18 protein-coding genes and 1 tRNA gene are annotated in these 16,710 nt (G+C 73.4%); 5 read left to right on the top strand and 14 right to left on the bottom strand.

What is annotated here, in order from left to right:
- Nucleotides 1-58: 58 nt before the first annotated feature.
- Together ACFWDO_RS19100 and ACFWDO_RS19095 are read right to left on the bottom strand one after the other, a co-directional pair.
- The gene (locus ACFWDO_RS19100; RefSeq protein WP_380323057.1) at nucleotides 59-1,237 is read right to left on the bottom strand and encodes a PrsW family intramembrane metalloprotease; all 1,179 of its coding nucleotides are present in this window, start codon (nucleotides 1,235-1,237) and stop codon (nucleotides 59-61) included.
- Nucleotides 1,234-1,884: a hypothetical protein gene (locus ACFWDO_RS19095; protein ID WP_380323060.1), complete on the bottom strand. Its 651-nt coding sequence runs from the start codon at nucleotides 1,882-1,884 to the stop codon at nucleotides 1,234-1,236. Before ACFWDO_RS19095 ends, ACFWDO_RS19100 begins: the two co-directional genes overlap by 4 nt.
- Nucleotides 1,885-2,060: 176 nt before the next feature.
- On the opposite strand from ACFWDO_RS19095, the gene ACFWDO_RS19090 reads away from it, so the two are divergent.
- Nucleotides 2,061-2,441 (top strand): hypothetical protein, encoded by a 381-nt coding sequence (locus ACFWDO_RS19090; RefSeq protein ID WP_380323063.1) that lies wholly within the window; start codon nucleotides 2,061-2,063, stop codon nucleotides 2,439-2,441.
- 122 nt (nucleotides 2,442-2,563) lie between these two features.
- Here ACFWDO_RS19090 and ACFWDO_RS19085 read toward each other — a convergent pair whose 3' ends face one another.
- The 3 genes from ACFWDO_RS19085 to ACFWDO_RS19075 all read right to left on the bottom strand — a co-directional run bounded on the left by ACFWDO_RS19085 (nucleotide 2,564) and on the right by ACFWDO_RS19075 (nucleotide 4,262).
- Entirely contained in the window at nucleotides 2,564-2,926 is a 363-nt protein-coding gene (locus ACFWDO_RS19085) for an ImmA/IrrE family metallo-endopeptidase (RefSeq protein WP_380323066.1), read from the bottom strand.
- 108 nt (nucleotides 2,927-3,034) lie between these two features.
- Nucleotides 3,035-3,256, bottom strand: coding sequence for a hypothetical protein (locus ACFWDO_RS19080; RefSeq protein ID WP_380323069.1), 222 nt, complete (start codon nucleotides 3,254-3,256; stop codon nucleotides 3,035-3,037).
- Between the two features lie 31 nt (nucleotides 3,257-3,287).
- A complete protein-coding gene (locus ACFWDO_RS19075; protein WP_380323072.1) occupies nucleotides 3,288-4,262 on the bottom strand; it encodes a hypothetical protein in 975 nt (324 codons plus the stop codon).
- A 106-nt stretch (nucleotides 4,263-4,368) separates the two neighbouring features.
- Here ACFWDO_RS19075 and ACFWDO_RS19070 point away from each other — a divergent pair, with 106 nt between their 5' ends.
- The gene (locus tag ACFWDO_RS19070; RefSeq protein ID WP_380323075.1) at nucleotides 4,369-4,587 is read left to right on the top strand and encodes a hypothetical protein; all 219 of its coding nucleotides are present in this window, start codon (nucleotides 4,369-4,371) and stop codon (nucleotides 4,585-4,587) included.
- A gap of 115 nt (nucleotides 4,588-4,702) precedes the next feature.
- On the opposite strand, the gene ACFWDO_RS19065 is transcribed toward ACFWDO_RS19070, so the two are convergent.
- Nucleotides 4,703-4,775 (bottom strand) — tRNA-Thr (locus ACFWDO_RS19065).
- A 204-nt stretch (nucleotides 4,776-4,979) separates the two neighbouring features.
- On the opposite strand from ACFWDO_RS19065, the gene ACFWDO_RS19060 reads away from it, so the two are divergent.
- Nucleotides 4,980-5,891 (top strand): PrsW family intramembrane metalloprotease, encoded by a 912-nt coding sequence (locus ACFWDO_RS19060; RefSeq protein ID WP_380323078.1) that lies wholly within the window; start codon nucleotides 4,980-4,982, stop codon nucleotides 5,889-5,891.
- Between the two features lie 18 nt (nucleotides 5,892-5,909).
- On the opposite strand, the gene ACFWDO_RS19055 is transcribed toward ACFWDO_RS19060, so the two are convergent.
- The 5 genes from ACFWDO_RS19055 to tmk form a co-directional block, all read right to left on the bottom strand.
- Nucleotides 5,910-7,496: an alpha/beta hydrolase gene (locus tag ACFWDO_RS19055; protein WP_380323081.1), complete on the bottom strand. Its 1,587-nt coding sequence runs from the start codon at nucleotides 7,494-7,496 to the stop codon at nucleotides 5,910-5,912.
- 79 nt (nucleotides 7,497-7,575) lie between these two features.
- Complete coding sequence (locus ACFWDO_RS19050) at nucleotides 7,576-8,187, bottom strand: hypothetical protein (RefSeq protein WP_380323084.1); 612 nt, start codon at nucleotides 8,185-8,187, stop codon at nucleotides 7,576-7,578.
- Nucleotides 8,184-9,869: an enoyl-CoA hydratase-related protein gene (locus tag ACFWDO_RS19045; protein ID WP_380323087.1), complete on the bottom strand. Its 1,686-nt coding sequence runs from the start codon at nucleotides 9,867-9,869 to the stop codon at nucleotides 8,184-8,186. The genes ACFWDO_RS19050 and ACFWDO_RS19045 overlap by 4 nt, the downstream gene beginning before the upstream one ends.
- A gap of 129 nt (nucleotides 9,870-9,998) precedes the next feature.
- Nucleotides 9,999-11,150: a DNA polymerase III subunit delta' gene (locus ACFWDO_RS19040; RefSeq protein ID WP_380323089.1), complete on the bottom strand. Its 1,152-nt coding sequence runs from the start codon at nucleotides 11,148-11,150 to the stop codon at nucleotides 9,999-10,001.
- The gene (gene tmk, locus ACFWDO_RS19035; RefSeq protein WP_380323092.1) at nucleotides 11,147-11,848 is read right to left on the bottom strand and encodes a dTMP kinase; all 702 of its coding nucleotides are present in this window, start codon (nucleotides 11,846-11,848) and stop codon (nucleotides 11,147-11,149) included. Before tmk ends, ACFWDO_RS19040 begins: the two co-directional genes overlap by 4 nt.
- 140 nt (nucleotides 11,849-11,988) lie before the next feature.
- On the opposite strand from tmk, the gene ACFWDO_RS19030 reads away from it, so the two are divergent.
- On the top strand, nucleotides 11,989-12,399 hold the full coding sequence (locus tag ACFWDO_RS19030) for a pyridoxamine 5'-phosphate oxidase family protein (protein WP_380323095.1): 411 nt from the start codon (nucleotides 11,989-11,991) through the stop codon (nucleotides 12,397-12,399).
- 12 nt (nucleotides 12,400-12,411) lie between these two features.
- Here the strand turns inward: ACFWDO_RS19030 and ACFWDO_RS19025 are convergent, their stop codons facing one another.
- From ACFWDO_RS19025 to ACFWDO_RS19015, 3 genes are all read right to left on the bottom strand, one after another.
- The gene (locus ACFWDO_RS19025; protein WP_380323098.1) at nucleotides 12,412-13,473 is read right to left on the bottom strand and encodes a Gfo/Idh/MocA family protein; all 1,062 of its coding nucleotides are present in this window, start codon (nucleotides 13,471-13,473) and stop codon (nucleotides 12,412-12,414) included.
- A 49-nt stretch (nucleotides 13,474-13,522) separates the two neighbouring features.
- Nucleotides 13,523-15,652 carry a hypothetical protein gene (locus ACFWDO_RS19020; RefSeq protein WP_380323101.1) on the bottom strand — a complete coding sequence of 710 codons (2,130 nt, stop codon included), beginning with the start codon at nucleotides 15,650-15,652 and terminating at the stop codon, nucleotides 13,523-13,525.
- 228 nt (nucleotides 15,653-15,880) lie between these two features.
- Nucleotides 15,881-16,351: a MarR family winged helix-turn-helix transcriptional regulator gene (locus ACFWDO_RS19015; RefSeq protein WP_380323104.1), complete on the bottom strand. Its 471-nt coding sequence runs from the start codon at nucleotides 16,349-16,351 to the stop codon at nucleotides 15,881-15,883.
- A gap of 72 nt (nucleotides 16,352-16,423) precedes the next feature.
- On the opposite strand from ACFWDO_RS19015, the gene ACFWDO_RS19010 reads away from it, so the two are divergent.
- The gene (locus tag ACFWDO_RS19010) at nucleotides 16,424-16,660 is read left to right on the top strand and encodes a hypothetical protein (RefSeq protein WP_380347110.1); all 237 of its coding nucleotides are present in this window, start codon (nucleotides 16,424-16,426) and stop codon (nucleotides 16,658-16,660) included.
- Nucleotides 16,661-16,710: the final 50 nt, after the last annotated feature.

Raw genomic sequence — 16,710 nt, 5'->3', positions numbered from 1 at the left:
ACGGCGGCCCTGCTGCACCAGCGGCGCGCCCCGGGCGCGGGCCCGGGCGCGCCGCCGCTCACGACGCCGGCTGCCCGCTCGCCCCGTCTGCCCGGAACCGGCCGAGTTCCGCGCGCGCGAACGCCACCCGCTCCGTCTCCCGCCCCTGCGCCGTGCCCAATGCGTCGGCGAGGTCCTTCGCCGCCTCGAGACGGTGCCCTCGACGACGCCGGTCGCGCAGCCCGCCCCCGCGCCGGTACGCGCGCCGCTGCTTCCACGCGCCCGCGAGGGCGTCCGCCTCGTCGGCGGTGAGCGTGCCGTCGTCGACCTCGGGCGCCATGAGGTCGCGCATGGCCGCCCGCTCCGGGCCGACGACCACATGGAAGACGAGCAGGACGATCACGATCGCGACGACGACCTGCAGCGCCAGCAGCGCAGGGATGAACGCCCCTCCACCCGCCAGCGCCGCGGTGCTGTCCCACGCCCAGTGCAACGCCATCGCGACCAGGCAGAGCAGGAGCCCGCGCCCGACGCGGCGCCGCTGCGCGACGGTGCCCACGAGGTAGACCACCCCGGCCCCGAAGATCGCCGAGTAGAGGATGTGCGACGTGAACCCGGTGCCGAGCCGGAGCAGCACGGTGTGCAGGCTGGAGCCGACGGGGTCGACGCCGAAGCCGTCAGGGGCGGAGTTCAACGCGTAGAGGATGTCTTCGAGGATCTCGAACCCGAGGCCGACGAACGCCCCGATGACGAACCCGTCGAACGCCGTGCGCAGCACGCGCGGCGCGATGAACATCAGCAGCAGGACGCCGGCGCCCTTGCCCCACTCCTCCATGAAGGGGGCGGCGAGGCCCGCGCCCCAGTCGACGGCGAACGCCGGGTCGCCGAGCTTGCTGTAGAGGTTGATGAGCGCGGAGTTCCCGTGCAGCGCGATCGCCCAGGTCGCGGCGAACCCGCCCCAGAGGAACGCGGCGACCCGCAGGTCGAGCGGCTGGCGGGAGTAGCGGTCGATGTGGGTGGTGAACCACCAGAACAGCACCGCGTACACGCTGAAGATCGCGGCCGAGATGCCCAGCGGCGCCCCGTAGGCCGGGCCCTGGCTGCGCACCTGCGACACGGTGTACCAGAGGCCGTAGGCGATCACCGCCACGAACACCCACAGGCACGCGTTGCGCGGCTGGTTCCACGAGACGCGCTGCCCCCAACCGACGTCCTCGGCCACCTGCGCGCGACGGTCGAGCAGGTCCGTGCGGGTCATGGCGCCTCCACCTCGGTGACGGGACGGATCGAGCGGATCATGCTCACGACGTCGCCCTCGAGCTGCGCGTCGTCGGTCTCGACCGGCCCGGTGAGGACCACCTCGACGCCGGTGCCGTCGAAGACGTAGGCGGCGATCAGCCCCGTCCCGCCCGTGAACGTGAACCGGCCGGCGACGCCCCGCTCGCCCTGGGCGGTCTGGAACGTCTCGACCTGCCCCATGTCGATGGTGGCGCCGTTCTTCAGACGCTCGTTGTTCTTCTGCAGCTGCGCCATCAGCTCTCGGGGCGTCCCGTCGAACTCGTCGGAGGCGACGGAGAACACGAAGCCGTCCTTGGACACCTGCGCGGTGTCCGGGAACCCCCCGGACTCGGGCGGGTCCGACGCGAGCACGCCCGAGTCGAGGTTCCACCCGGCCGCCGGGTCGAACTCGACGTCCCCGACCCGCACCACGTCGCCCGCCTGGGCGGGGTCGTCCACGGGCACCGCGCGGTCGAGAGCCGGCAGCCCCCACATCGCCAGCGCGACCAGCACGACGACGATCGCCGCCGGCAGCAGCGTCCTGCGGTCCATCCCCAGCCAGCGACGCTCCACCGGCACCCAGTCCGGCGGCGGGCTCGCGCCCTCGGTGACGAGATCCGACTGCATGGTCCTCCTCGGGAGGCACGGGACGAGCCGGGCTCGTCGACCACGGGGCCGTGCGGAGTCGCGCGACAGTCGAAAGATCACACGCGCCGCGCGGATGCGCGCGGCGAACGCGGGAGAACCACCCGGCGGGGGTCTGCCGGTCCCGCCGGCGGGACGTGCGACGAAGGCCCTGGCTCGTGAGAACCAGGGCCTTCGAGGGGGGAGCCGCCTATCAGAACCGCCACGGGCTCGTCTGGCCGCAGGCCGATGGCCGCCCGCGGCGTGACGATGACGATCGCGCCGCCTGGTACGAGATCACCGACGAGGCTCACGTCGCGGTCACCGAGCCGTCGCGGCGTGAAGATGGGCCGGAGATCATCGGGCGGCGGCCGGACCTGTACGAGGCGCGCCACACGGCGGCGACCCTGCTGCGCATGGGCCGGGTGGACGACACGACGATCACGGCGATCCTCGGGCACGCGAGCATCCTGTCGACGAAGGCGTACCTCCACACCGACCGGACACGCACACACGCAGCACTGGCGGGCGCCGCCGGCCGCCTGGGGCTTGAGGCTTGAGCGGCGGCGGTCCAGGCGCAGGAGTTGATGCCGCTCGGCGGTGACAATCGCTGCAATGTCGGCAATCGCTGACATCCGCAGGTGTCGGGAATCTCTGACGTCGCCAGGGTCGAGCTGGCTCGCTACACCGCTCGGAGATGGCGGCCGGCCCGGGAGGGCGCGGGACGCCGCCACACCTCCCAGCGCCACACCTCGACGAGCCGGGTCGAGACGTCGAGCTCGCGCGCAATCGCGCCGGCGTGCGGCCCGTGGAGCCGCTCGGCGAGCGCGTAGTCGACGGCACTGATGAGCAGGCGGGCGGCCCACGCGTCCGCGGCCAGCTCGTCGCGCTCGACGTCGTGGTAGAGCGTCCAGTCGTGCCCGAGGGACCAGTGCCCCATCTCATGGGCGAGGGTGCACCGCTGCGTCAGGACGCTCTTGCGGTGGTTGAGCAAGACGAGACCGGAGCGCCGCAACTCCCCGCACGGCGACCGAGGTTGTCCCACTTCACGCGCATGCCGAGCTCGTCGGCTGCTGCGATCAGTTCCTCGAGCGTCACGCGTCCACTTCTAGTGCCTCGGGCTCCTGAGTGCACGTCGACGCGCCCGCGACCATCACGGCTCCACCTGCTGCGCCTCGACCTCCGCGTCATCGTCGCGGTCGCGCGCCGCGCGCACGTAGTCGCCGACGTCCGGGTCGTCGGCGAGGCGCCCCTTCGACAGGATGAGCACCTCGTCGGTGCCTTCGATGGGTCGAGCCTCGACGAACGGGTTCGTGCCGCGGAAGCTCTCGGCGGCGACCCGCTTGCCGTGGAGCAGTTCGGCGAAGTAGCGCATCCCCCCTGCTCGACGTACGTTCGCCGACCCGCTACTTCGGCTCCGCCGGCTCGACAGGTGCAGCCTCCTCGGGGCGCAGGCTGAGCAGGTCGCCCACCATTTGCACAAGGACTCCGGTCAGCCGCGTCACCTCCTCGCGGGGCGGGTCCTCCCCGTGCACCAGCTTGCCTCGGACGTTGTAGGCGTACGTGAAGAACTTGCTCGGTGACCTGCCGTCGTACTCGCGGTCGCCGAGCGTGTCCGCGAGGTCGCGCCCGGCGCTCGAGATCGACTGGTGCTTCAACCACCCGAGCCCACCCCGTATCACTTCCCGCTCGTCGTCGGGGATGGCCGCCTCTGCCGTTTGCGCCGCAAGCATGTCGAGGTACTCGCGGGCCTCTGGCGACAGAGGGCGCTGGGTGACGAGCACTTCGTACGCGGTCATGAGCATCATGAAGCGGGCATCCGGGTCGCTGAGGGTCATGGCCGCCGAGTACATCGCGTAGGACGTGCGCGTCTTCTCGTCGACGTCGGGGCCGCGATGACGCGCGTCCGCGATCAACTCCGCGAGGTCATCGATCGGAGTCACGATTTCAATCTGCGCCGACAGTGAAGCGAAGAGCGGCTCGGTTTCAGACTCGAACGTGTGGATACCGAGGCGTTCCCGCCGCACTTCCTGGTCACCGTCCGGAAACAGGAGCGCTACCCCTCCAGGTGTCAGGCCGCCCATCGGGGCCGTCCTGACGCCGAAGTCAGCGCCGACCCTCCTGGTGGCGAAGCCGACTTGCAGGGCTGCCTCCCACTCGCGCGCGGCGTCCGCGGCGTCCTGTTCGGTCGCGAACCCACGCCCCAGCAAGCAGAGTTCACGCGTGCCCACGATCGGCATATCGCCGTCGGCAGACCGGAGCACGACGCGACCCTCATCGAGCCCTGCACTCGCGCCGAGGTCGAACTCTGGCGCGTCATGCCCGATCGCAGGCCCGGCCAGACGGAACCGGAGCCGGAACGTGTAGTCGTCGTCGCCCATGCCTCACAGTAGGGCGCCCGCGACCGCGTTCGGCGGGTGAATCTCCCGGGCCCAGGGAGGTGCCTGTGGACGACCGACCCACCGCGACCCGGAACTCTCCGCCGCCGTGCGGCGGCAGCTCGGCACTGAGGACGGACTACGCTCTCGACTCGAGATCCTGCGCTCGCACATCGAGACCATCCCCGCCGACAACTCCGGCACCCAGGAGACAGCGGTGCGCGACGTCGAGGTCGAGGCGGCGACGTACGACGGTGGGATGGGGCTGCTTCGTGAGCAGCTGCGCGACGGCGAACGGCTCATCACCGTGCGCGTCTCCGAGGGCTGATGCAGCTCCGATGCCGATCGGCCGGACAAATGGCCGGATGCCCCCGACCGTGAGCCCCGGAACGCGAAGCGGCCCGGCGCCTGTTTTCGCAGGTGCCGGGCCGTTTCGGTGTCGGAGCCGCCTATCAGAATCGAACTGATGACCTATTCATTACGAGTGAATCGCTCTACCGACTGAGCTAAGGCGGCGTCGCTGTCGCCGGCCGCAGCCGGATCAACGAGCGCGCCCACAGTACCTGACGCGCGGGGCGCTCTCCAAACCCGGTCCGGGGAGCGATCTCCACTTCCGCGCGACAGCGCGCGCTGACCTCCGCATACTCGTGCTCAGCACGCTGTGGAGCACCCTACGCAGGGCCACGCCGCCGCTCTGCCGACCCGTCTGGAGGACGACCCATGAACCCCACGCCCGCGCCCCAGGGGGTCGCCGTGCCGACAGGCAAGGGCTGGTGGTGGAAGTCCCTGATCCTCGGCATCCTGCTGTGGGCCGTCACGGCCGCCGTGACGGCGTCCACGCAGAACTCGAACCTCATCCCGACGGTCATCCTGCTCGGCAGCTTCCTGGTGCCGTTCACGGTGGTGCTGTTCGTCGTCGAGCGGGCGCACGGCTCGATCGACATCATGCTGCTGCTGTCGGCGTTCTTCTTCGGCGGGATCTTCGGTGTGCTGGGCGCGTCGATCCTGGAGTCGCACCTGTCGCCGTCGTGGTGGATCTACGTGGGCGTGGGCGCGATCGAGGAGGCCGTGAAGATCGCCGTCTTCCTGGTGGTCGGCGCGCGCGTCGCCCAGAAGACCGGCCTCAAGGGCGCGCTCCTGGGCGCGGTGGTCGGCGCCGGGTTCGCCGCCTTCGAGTCCGCCGGCTACGCGTTCAACGCCAGCCTCACCCGCCTGGGCCAGATCGACCTGAACTCCCTGCTCCAGACGGAGGCGGTGCGCGGCCTCCTCACCCCCGTCGGGCACGTGCTGTGGACGGCCGTCCTGGGCGCGGCGATCTTCGGCGCCGCCTCGGCGGCGGGCAAGTACCGCTTCACGGGGGGCGTGCTCCTGGCCTACCTGACCGTCGTCGGCCTGCACGCCCTGTGGGACTCGATGGGCTTCCTGTCCGCGTGGCTCGCGATCAAGGTCACCGGCGGCCTGCACTACGAGCTCGCCTACGGCCAGCTGCTGCCGGCGACGGCGGACAACGCCGGGACGTGGTCCACCGTGTTCTACGTGGTGGGGCTGGTCGTCATCTCCGTGCTCGGCGTCCTCGCGCTGCGGCACTGGGCCCGCGACCGCGAGCCCGCCCCGCACCCCCGGACCGCCTGACGGCGGCACCCGAGGGCGTCAGCAGGTGGTGCCGTCCTTCGGGACGTCGCCGTCCACGAGGTACGACTCGACGACGTCCGCCACGCACGGCCGCGACGGCGAGTACGCGGTGTGGCCCTCGCCCTCGTAGGTGACGAGCACGCCGGAGTCCAGCGTCTTCGCCAGGCCCTGCGCCCACACGTACGGGGTGGCCGGGTCGTTGGTGGTGCCGACGACGACGATCGGCGCCGCGCCCTTCGCGTGGACGTCGAACTCCTTCTTCGGCATCGGCACCGGCCAGTCGGCGCACGACGTGCCCCCGTAGGCGAAGAACTCGCCGACGGTCGGCGCCTGCTTCTCGATCTGGGCCGCCTCGGCGCGCATCTCGTCGGCGTCCGTCGTGCCCCGGTCGTCCAGGCAGCCGACGGCCTTGAACGCCTCGGACGAGTTCGACGAGTACGTGCCGTCGGCGTTCCGGTCGTTGTACGCGTCGGCGAGGTACAGCAGGGTGTCGCCCGTCCCCTCCGTGATCGCCTCGGTGAGCGCCTGCGTGAGGACGGGCCAGTTCGCCTGGTTGTACAGCGTCAGGGCGACGCCGTAGAACGCGAGCGTGCGGGTCACGGGGCGGTCGGCGTCGGAGGTGGGCAGCGGGTGCTCGTACGCCTGGTCGAAGAGGGCCTTGATCCGCTGCATGCCGTCGTCCACCGTCCCCGGCAGGGGGCAGCCCTTGCCGGCCTGGCAGTCCGCCACGTACGCGCGCAGGGCGTTCTCGAAGCCGACCGCCTGCCCGGCGGAGATCTGGTCCGAGGAGAGCGTCGTGTCGATGGCGCCGTCCAGCACCAGGCGGCCCGCGCGGTCCGGGAACAGGCCCGCGTAGGTGGCGCCGAGCTGCGTGCCGTACGAGTACCCGAGGTAGTGCAGCTGGTCGTCGCCGAGGACGGCGCGCAGCATGTCCATGTCCCGGGCGGCGCTCTGCGTGTCGACCTGCCCGAGGACGTCGCCGGTGTGCTCGGCGCACGCCTCGCCCCACGCGCGGGACTCCGCCTCCATGGCCTTCAGCCCGTCGTCGGTGCTCGGGTCGAAGTCCTTGGCCAGCGACTCGTCCTTGCGCGCGTCGTCGAAGCACCTCACGGGTGTCGAGTCCTGCACGCCCCGCGGGTCGAACCCGACGATGTCGAACGCGTCCTGCAGCTTCTTGCCGAACGTGGCGCCGTCGTTCTCGGCGTCGCTGCGCACGAAGTCGACCCCCGACGCGCCCGGGCCGCCCGGGTTGACCAGCAGCGAGCCCTCCGGGTCCTTGCCGTCGGCGGGGTTGCGCACCAGCGCCAGCTCGATGCTGCCCGCGCCCGCGTCGTGCCATGACAGCGGGGCCGACGCCGTCGCGCACTGGAGCCCGTCCTTGCAGTCGGTCCACTCGAGCGACTGCCCGTAGTACTTCTCGAAACCGTCGGGCGCCTGCGACGCCGCCGGGCCCGACGCCGATCCCGCAGGAGCCTGCTCCTTCGCGGGCGCCGTGCACCCGGCGAGGAGCAGCACCCCCGCCACGAGGACGGCGGACGCGCGCCGGCCGGCCCTGCGGGGTGTGGTCGTGCGGCGGGCGGTCGGGCGGCGCTCGTCGAAGTTCACCCGCCCAACCTACCGTCGCCCCTCGGCTGGTCCGTCCAGTGACCGGGCAGCGTCCGGGCAGCGTCCGGGCAGGTCCGGCTCAGCCCTTCGCGGGCACCCAGGCGACCGGCCCGGTCTCGCCCTCGCCGCCGCGCGGCGCCACCTCGACGGTGCCCCGGTCGCCGAGCCGGACGGCCACCGGCGCGCCCTCGTCGGCGCCCGCCGGCAGCGCGACGGCGCTGGTCGTGGGCATGTAGTCCATCGTGCAGGGACCGTCGGGCAGCTTCTCGAACGTCACGACCGCCGTCCCACCGGACGAGTCCCACGTGCCCTCGGCCTCCGCCAGCAGCGGGCAGGTGCTCGACCCGTACGTCACGACCAGCAGCACCCCCGGCGTGGGCGACCACGCGGCGCCGGCCGGGCTGTCCATCGTGCCCTCCGCGCCCTCCGGCAGGCCGCGGGTGTGCTCGCCCGGGGCGAGCTCGGCCGGTGTCGCGGGCTCCGAGGTCGCCGTCCCGGACGGCTCGGGCGAGGTCGGCTCCGGCGACGCCGGGGACGACTCCGTAGCCGACTCAGGGGACGACGGCGAGGCGGACGTCGCCTCCCCGCCCGCCCCGTCGCCGGACGCGCACGCCGTCACCAGCAGGGCCAGCGCGCCGGCGGCGCCCGCCAGCAGGATCCCGCGGGCGGCGCGGTGCGCGAGGGTCGTCATCCGGCGACCGTCTCGCGGACGTCGTCGAACCGCAACCGGTCCGGCGTCGCCGCCGGCGCGACCTTGCGCAGGAAGTCGCGACGCTTGGCCCCGAACCCGCGCCGGTCGTCGAACAGGTCCCGCGCCATCTCCGCGAGCTCCACCGTGCGGTAGTAGGACAGCGGGCGACGCGGCGCACGCACCTGCGCGGCTGCGCGGGCCTCGGCCAGCCCCTCGGGCGTCGCGAGCGCGGCGGCGCGGTCGGTGAGCCAGGCGGCGAACAGGGCGGGGTCGCGCGGCCCGACGGCGTCCACCAGCCCGAGGCGCGCCGCCTCCGCGACGGACACGGGCAGCTTGGCGCCCAGCAGCCGGTCGGCGTCGACCTCGCCCAACCGCGACGCCACGGTCCACGTGTGCAGCTCGGACCCGAAGATGCCCATGTCGTAGTACGGGTTCAGCACCACGCCGTCGCGGGCGACGACGACGTCCGCGCACAGGCCGGCCATCACCCCGCCGGCTCCGGCGTTCGCGGTGAACGCGGCGACGGTGAGCTGGTCGGCGCGCGCGATCGCCTCGCACAGGTCGTCGATGGCCTGGATGTTGGCCCACGCCTCGGCGGCCGGGTCCTCGGCCGCCTCGATGGCGCCCAGGTGGATGCCGTTGGAGAACGCGTGCTCCGTGCCGCGCACCACGAGCACCCGCGTGTCCTCGGTGAGCGCCTTCTCGACGGCCGTGGTCAGGCGGCGGCACTGCTGCGTGTGCATGGCCCCGCTGTACGAGCGGATCGTCAGGTACCCGACGTCCCCGTCCCGCTCGTAGACCGACTCGGCCAGCTCCCGGGGCGCGGGGTGGAACGGGACGCCGGCGACGTCGAGCACCCACGCGGCGGGCAGCTTGGTGCCGCGCTTCGTGCCCAGCGTGGCGGCGTACCCGACCCAGAGCGTGCCGTCGCCGGTCGCGAGCGCGACGGCGTCCTCGTCGCGGCCCACGACCGTGCCGGGCTCCGCGCCCGGGGCGATCGTCTCGGGCGTCGCCACGGCGTCGAACAGGCAGAACCGTGCGCCGCCGACGGTCGCGGGGGCGCCGGGGGCGCCGTCGGCGGCCGCGATCGTGCGCGCGAGCTCCGCGGCCGGGCGGCCGAGGTCCAGCTCGAACGCGGCCCGGCGCAGCAGCGGCAGCTCGCCGGTGCCGGGCACCTCGGCCTCGAGCTCGTCGGCGGGGACGGGCGGCTCGCCCGCGGCGACCTTGCGCAGCACCTCGTCGACGCACGCCATCGCGGCGTCCGCGACGAGCCCGTTGTAGAGGGCGCTCTTGGCGACCGGCGGCGACGGCATCGCGAACGTCGACGTCGCCCACACGGGGCCGGCGTCCATCTCCTCCACCGTGGACAGGGCGGTCACGCCCCACCGCTCGCGGCCGTCGAGGATCGCGTGGTCGAGCGACGACGGCCCGCGGTCGCCGACCGGGCCCGGGTGCACGACGACCGTGGTCCAGCGACGCCAGACGTCCTCGGGGACCCGGTGCTTGAGGAACGGCGCCAGGATCAGGTCCGGGCCGATCTCCTCGACCCGCGCGACCAGGTCCTCCGGCGCGGCGAACGCCGGGGCGAGCTCCACCCCGACGTCGTGCCCCCGGTCCGTCAGATGTCCCCACACGCGCTGCGTGAGCCCGTTGAACGCCGAGACGAGCAGCAGGATCCTCATGCCAACCCCCAGTCAGGTCACGGGGGCCACCATGGCCCCCGCCGCGGAACACCTCACAGCATCGGGGGGTGATGAGGCAACTATCGGCCGGTTCGGCCCGCGGTTCGGCCTGCGGTTCGGCGCTGCCGTTCAGCCCTGCGGGCGCAGGGCGACGGTCATCGCCTCGAGGGCCAGCAGCGGTGCGACGTTGCCCTCGAGGCGCTCGCGCGCCGTGCCGATCGCGTCCATCCGGCGGATCGTCTGCTCCGGCGTCGAGTCGGCGGCGAGCGCGCGCACGGTCGCGTCGTGCTCGGCGTTCACGAGGTCGACCGTGGCCCCGAGCTGCACCACGAGGACGTCGCGGTACAGGGACAGCAGGTCCACCATCGACCGGTCGAGGACGTCGCGTTGGCGCCGCGTGGCGCGACGCTTCTGGTCGTCCTCGAGCTGCTTGAGCTGCGAGCGCAGCCGCGGCGGCAGGGTGTCGCCCTCCTGCACGCCGAGGGCGCGCAGCAGCTCCGCCTTCTCGACGGCGTCCCGCTCCGCCGTCGCCGCGACGGCCTCCGCCTTGGCGACGTCCACCAGCTCGCCCGCCGCGAGGACGGCGTCCCCGACCCCGCGGATCCGGCGCGCCACCTCGAGCACGGCGTCGCGGCGCGCGCGGGCGTCGCCGTCGCGGGCGAGCCGGCGCGCCAGCCCGACGTGCGACTGCGCGGCCCGCGCCGCCGTCAGCGCGACCGCCGGGTCGACGCCGTCGCGGCGCACCAGCAGGTCCGCCACGTCCTTCGCGGGCGGCACCCGCAGCACGACGCCCCGGCAGCGGGACCGGATGGTCGGCAGCACGTCCTGGGCGCTCGGGGCGCACAGCACCCACACGGTGTGCGGCGGGGGCTCCTCGATGGCCTTGAGCAGCACGTTCGTGGTGCGCTCGGCCATCCGGTCGGCGTCCTCGACGACGATGACGCGGAAGCGGCCCGACGACGGCGTGCGCGACGCCGTCATGATGAGGTCGCGCACCTCCGCGACGGTGATGACCACCTTGTCCGTGGCGACGACCGTCAGGTCCGGGTGGGTCCCGGCGAGCGTCGTCGTGCACGCGTGGCAGCGGCCGCACCCGCCGGTCTCGCCGTCGGTCCCCGTGCACTGCAGGGCCGCCGCGAAGGCGCGCGCCGCCACGGAGCGACCCGAGCCGGGCGGCCCGGTGACCAGCCACGCGTGCGTCATCGCGGCGGCGTCGGTCGCGGCACGGCGCAGCAGGGCGACCGCGTCGGGCTGGCCGACGACGTCGTCCCACACGCTCATGCGTGCCCCTCCCCCGCGGCGGAGGCCTCGTCGGCCTCGGCGACCGGGCCGGACGTGGCCTCCTCGACCACCGGCGTGAGGTCGAGACGGGCCGCGACGTCCACGCGCACCTGTGCCTGCACGTCGTCGAGCGGCGCGGACGCGTCCACCACGACCCAGCGCCCGGGGTCCGCCGCCGCGCGGCGCAGGAACGTCTCTCGCGTGCGCCGGTGGAACTCGTCGCCGGCCCGCTCCAGCCGGTCCGGCTCCCCCGACAGGCGGGCGGCACCGACGACCGGGTCGAGGTCGAGCAGCACCGTGACGTCGGGCAGCAGGTCCCGGGTGGCCCACAGGGACAGCGCCTCGATCTCCTCCTCGGACAGCTCCCGGCCGCCCGCCTGGTACGCCACCGACGAGTCGAGGTACCGGTCCGTGACGACGACGGCGCCGCGCTCCAGCGCCGGCCGCACGACCGTCGCGACGTGGTGGGCGCGGTCCGCCGCGTACAGCAGCGCCTCGCTGCGCGGGTCCATGTCGTCGCCGTGCAGCACGTGCCGGCGCAGCTCGAGGCCGAGCTCGGTGCCGCCCGGCTCGCGCGTCACGACGACCTCCCGGCCCGTCACCTCGTGCAACCAGTCGCCCAGCAGCCGGACGTGCGTCGACTTGCCGACGCCGTCGCCGCCCTCGAACGAGACGAAGTACCCGGGTGCGCTGCTCACGCAGACACGGTAGTCGGTGGCGGTGACACCGCGACGCGCGTCGCCGCGCCCGCGTGACCCACCCCACCCGGGCCCGACGGGCGGCGCGGCCGCCGGGGCGCGACGATGGGTGGACACCGCCCGTCGTCCCAGGAGGCCGCATGCCCGCCGCATCGTCGCCCAGCCAGCCCGTCGAGTTCCTGACGGAGGAAGCCTGCTGGGACTTCCTTCGCACGCAGGACGTCGGCCGCCTCGCCACGGCGGTCGGCGGGGAGACGGAGATCTTCCCCGTGACGTTCGCCGCGGCGGACGGCGTGGTCTACTTCCGCACCCACCCGGGGACCAAGCTCGTGGAGCTCACGGTGAACTCGCGGGTGGCGTTCGAGGCCGACGAGTGGGGCGAGAGCGTCGCGACGAGCGTCGTCCTCAAGGGCACCGCGCGGATCCTCGAGACGGACGCCGAGCTCGCCGCGGCGCGCGCCACCGGCCTGGTGAGCTTCCAGGACGACGGCAAGAACGTGTGGGTGAGCATCACCCCGACGGACGTGAGCGGCCGCCGCCTCACGCGCTGAGCCCCGCCGGGCTCACTCGCCCGGGTAGACCACCCCCGCCTGGCGGCGCACCTCGTCGAGGGTGTCCATGACCTCCAGCGTGCCGTCCCACGACATGCGCGGGCTCTGGGTCTCCCCCGCCGTGACGCGGCGCGCGACCTCGGCGGCCTGGTACTGCTTGCCCTCGCCGCGGAACCCGTCGTAGGCCCAGGTGGAGCCGTCGTGCCGCTCGACGGTGAACGACGTCGGCGCGTAGAACGTGCGCGCCACCTCGATCCGCCCCTCGGTCCCGGAGATGACGGCCGTGTTCGCCGTGCGCGACCACAGCGTGGTGGACAGCGTGGCCTGCACGCCGCCCGGGTAGCCCAGCACCATGCCGACCTGCCCGTCCACGCCCGTCTCGGCGAGCGCACCGACCGCGGTGACGGTCTCGGGCGCGCCGAGCAGGTCCTGGGCGAACGACACCGGGTAGACGCCGAGGTCCAGCAGCGCGCCACCGGCCAGGCCGGGCGCGTACAGCCGGTGCTCGGGGGCGAACGGGAACTGCTGGCCGTGGTCGGCCATGACGCTCACGACCCGCCCGATCTCGCCGCGCGCGAGGACGCCGCGCAGCGCGGCCACGTGCGGCAGGAAGCGGGTCCACATCGCCTCCATGACGAAGACGCCGGCGTCGCGCGCGGCGTCGAGCACCTCGCGCGCCTGCGCCGCGTCCTGCGTGAAGGCCTTCTCGACGAGCACGTGCTTGCCCGCCCGGATCGCGAGGAGCGCGTGCTCGTGGTGGTGCGAGTGGGGCGTAGCGACGTACACGACGTCGACCTCCGGGTCGGTCACCAACGCGTCGTAGTCGCCGTGGGCCCGGGCGCCCGGGGCGTGGGCGGCGGCGAACGCCTCGGCCTTCGCGACGTCGCGCGACCCGACGGCGACGACGGACGACGCCGTGTGCTCCCGCACCCCGTCGGAGAACGACCCGGCGATGTTGCCGGCGCCCAGCACGCCCCACCGCACGGCCGGCGCGGTGCGCGGGTCGGGCACCGTCCCGGCGAGGTCGTCGGTGGTGAGTCCGGGCGCGAACGAGGCGGGTGTGACGTCGGTCATGGGCGTCACCGTACCCGCCTCGTCCGCGCCGTTGCGCGGGTGCCCGCGCCTACTTCTTGGTGTGCGACACCGACAGGTCGTACCCGGCGTCGAGGAACGTCAGGTCACCGGTGGGCAGGTTGGACACCAGCGTGGCGAAGTCCCGCTGGGGCCCGTTGGCACACTTCGTGACGAAGCCCGCCTGGGAGATCGCGTCGCCGGTGAGCCGGTAGACGTGGTTCCCCGCGGCGTCCACGATCTCGAAGGCGTCGGTGCCCGACGGCGTGAGGTCGCACGACGCGACCACCTGCACGGTCCAGCTGTTGTCCTGCACGCCGCTGGTCTCGACCCACTGCCCGGCCTCGGACGAGACGCCCGCGGCCGCGCCGTCCACCATGACGTCGTCCACGAACCAGCCGGTGTCGAGGTACGCCGCGTCCGTCGAGTACCGGAACCGCACGTCCGTGGCCCCCGCCGGGAGCTGCGCCGTGAGGTGCACGTACTGCGGCTCGTCCTCGAAGTACACGCCGCCGGACGTCCCGGTCAGGCCGTTGCCCTCGGTGTTGTTCCCGTGCGGGTCGTCGTCGGTCGTGACCGTGGCGCCCGCGTCGTCGACGAGCGGCACGGTGACCCACTCGCCGCCCACCTGCGCCTCGACGAAGCCGTAGTCCCAGCCCTCCTCGATGAAGTGCCAGGTCCAGAAGTCCAGGCTCGCCACCGCGCCGTCGGTCTCGAGGTCGAGCACGTTGTCCGACTGGCTCTCGTACCCGCCGTACCAGTGCGTGTCGCCGCTGTGCGGCGCCACCTCGGAGGTGTCCTCGCCGTCCAGCCCCACGGTGACGCGCGGGCCGGGGTTGCGGAACCGCTCCACCTGGATGCCGTACGGCAGCGCGACCGGGGCCTGACCGTTCGCCCGCCGGTCCCACTTGGCGTCCGGCTGCGCGCCCTGGTTCGACCCGCGGCCCTCCCAGTACTGGTCGTCCGCGATGTCGATCGTCCAGTCCGTGAAGGCCGGGTCGCCGAAGTCGACCGCCTTGATGTCGAACAGGTCGCTGTCCTCGTCGTCGAGGTACACGGCCACGGCCCAGTCCTGGTAGAGGGTGGCGGCGTCGGGCAGGTCTCCCCCGGTGGCGGCGTTGAACGCGTCGATCGCGGCCTGGACGCCGTCCATGCCGTCGGCCTGGTTCGCGAAGATCTGCTTGATCAGCAGGTCCCCGCCGGCCCCGTCATCGGTGAGGTCGGGCGTGTACGTGCCGTCGCCGTTGCCGCCAGCGCGCTCCCACAGGTACTGGAAGAAGGTGTAGGCCGCGCCGTAGTTCTCCAGCCCGCCCGCCCAGCGGGTCAGGGACGTCTCCGCGTAGAACACCTGGTGGTACGTGAGGTGCGAGCCTCCGACGTCGTACCCGTTGAGGAAGACGGCGAAGTCGGCGAGGCCCTCGTCCACCCAGGACAGCTCGCCCGGGTCGGAGTAGTTGTGGAGCAGGTGCTCCAGCTCGTGCGCCACCACGCCCTCGTACAGCTCGGGCTGGTCGTTGTCCGGGTCGTCGTCGTTCCACGGGGCGTCGGCGCCGCCGAGCCGGTTCTGCCAGTCGAAGGCGTCGACCACGATGGCGTTCATGCCCACCGAGTCGATGAAGTCGGGGGCGAAGTAGCCCGCCGTGTACGAGTCCTGCTCGCAGTCGTAGTACAGCTCGTCCTGGACGTTGTAGACGACCATGACCAGCGAGTCCGTCCGCGGCTGGGCCGGGTCGGCCGCGCGCATCGAGCCGTAGTGCTCCTCGTCGACGGCGACGATCTGGCCCGACAGCTCGTCGCCGAGGTAGTCGATCTGCGCCTGGGTGAGCGTGAAGTCCTCGGCGGTGAGGTCCGTGCAGGGCACGAACTCGTCGCCGGGGTCGTGGTCGAACGCCGGGTCGAGGCTGTGGACGCCGGCGGGCGCGCTGCCGTCCAGCGGCGTGCCCGCCGGGACGTAGATGTACACGGGCGTTCCGTCCGGCGTCGTGCCGTCGTACACGCGGGTGAAGTCCTGGTCGTACGTGCCGCCCGCGGCGCTGTCGTTGATGGGCAGCGTGATCGAGGCGTCGCCCGGCAGGTTGGCCGGGTCGGCGGCCGCGCCCGCGGGCAGGGCGACGGCGGAGGTCAGGAGCAGCGCGCCCGCGCCGCTCAGGAGGACGGTGGCTCTGCGAGGTGCACGGAGCATGGATGGTTCCCTCCGGGGTGGCCCGCGGACCGAGGTGCGGCGCGACGGGCGCGGTGGTGGAGGCACCGGGCGGTCGCGGGGCGGGGCACGTCGTCGTGCCGGGCAGCCGTGCCGCGCAGTGCGGCCGCACGTCCTTGTGCGGTCCTCGCCCAGTGAACCACCGTCGCCCGCGGGGCGGGGCGTGGTTGCCGCGGGCTCCTTCGCGGGTCGCCGTCGCGGGGGTCCGCGTCAGGCCTGCGCCGCGGGCTGGGCGCCCTGCGAGGCGGCGACCACCCGGTTGGCGACGTCGCGCACCTGCTCCAGCTCGGGCAGGCTCAGCCCGCTGGCCGCGACGACGGCCGCGGGGACCTGCTCCGCCCGCGCCCGCAGCTCGCGGCCCGCGGCGGTGAGGTGCAGCTCGACGACGCGCGCGTCGCCGCTGGCCCGCCGCCGCTCGAGGAGGCCCTGCCGCTCCAGGCGCTTGAGCAGCGGCGACAGGGTGCCCGGGTCGAGCAGCAGGCGCGCGGACAGCCCGGTGACCGTCGTCGTGGCACCCGCCCGCTCGTCCTGCCACAGGCCGAGCATCACGAGGTACTGCGGGTGCGTGAGCCCCATCGGCTCGAGGATCGGCCGGTAGATCGACACCATCGCGCGCGCGGCCGCCGAGAGGGAGAAGCACACCTGGGCCTCGAGGCGCAGGGGGTCGGCGGGCAGGTCCATGCGCACAGCCTACGAGGCACCTATAGTTGGTGCACCAATAGTTGGACCGCCAAGCAATGCTGGAGGAGTCTCATGGCACGGCGCGCACGTCGCGAGGGCGACCACCGGACCTGGGGGATGAAGGTCACCGAGCTCTTCCTGCCCCTCTTCGGGCCGGCGTCGATCCGCAGGACGCCCCCGGTCCCCCCGACGGCGGAGGACGTCGCCCGGGACACCCGGCTGCGGCACACCCTCGAGCGCGTCACCCGGCCCGACGGGCACGTGTACCTCGTCGAGAGGGAGGACCGCCCCCGCCCCGAGACGCTGTGAGCCCCGAGACGCTGTGAGCGGGCGATTGGCCCCGGTTTCCGCGGAAACCG

Source organism: Isoptericola sp. NPDC060185 (assembly GCF_042728595.1).
Taxonomy (GTDB): domain Bacteria; phylum Actinomycetota; class Actinomycetes; order Actinomycetales; family Cellulomonadaceae; genus Isoptericola.
This window is presented reverse-complemented; position numbering and strand designations above follow the sequence as displayed.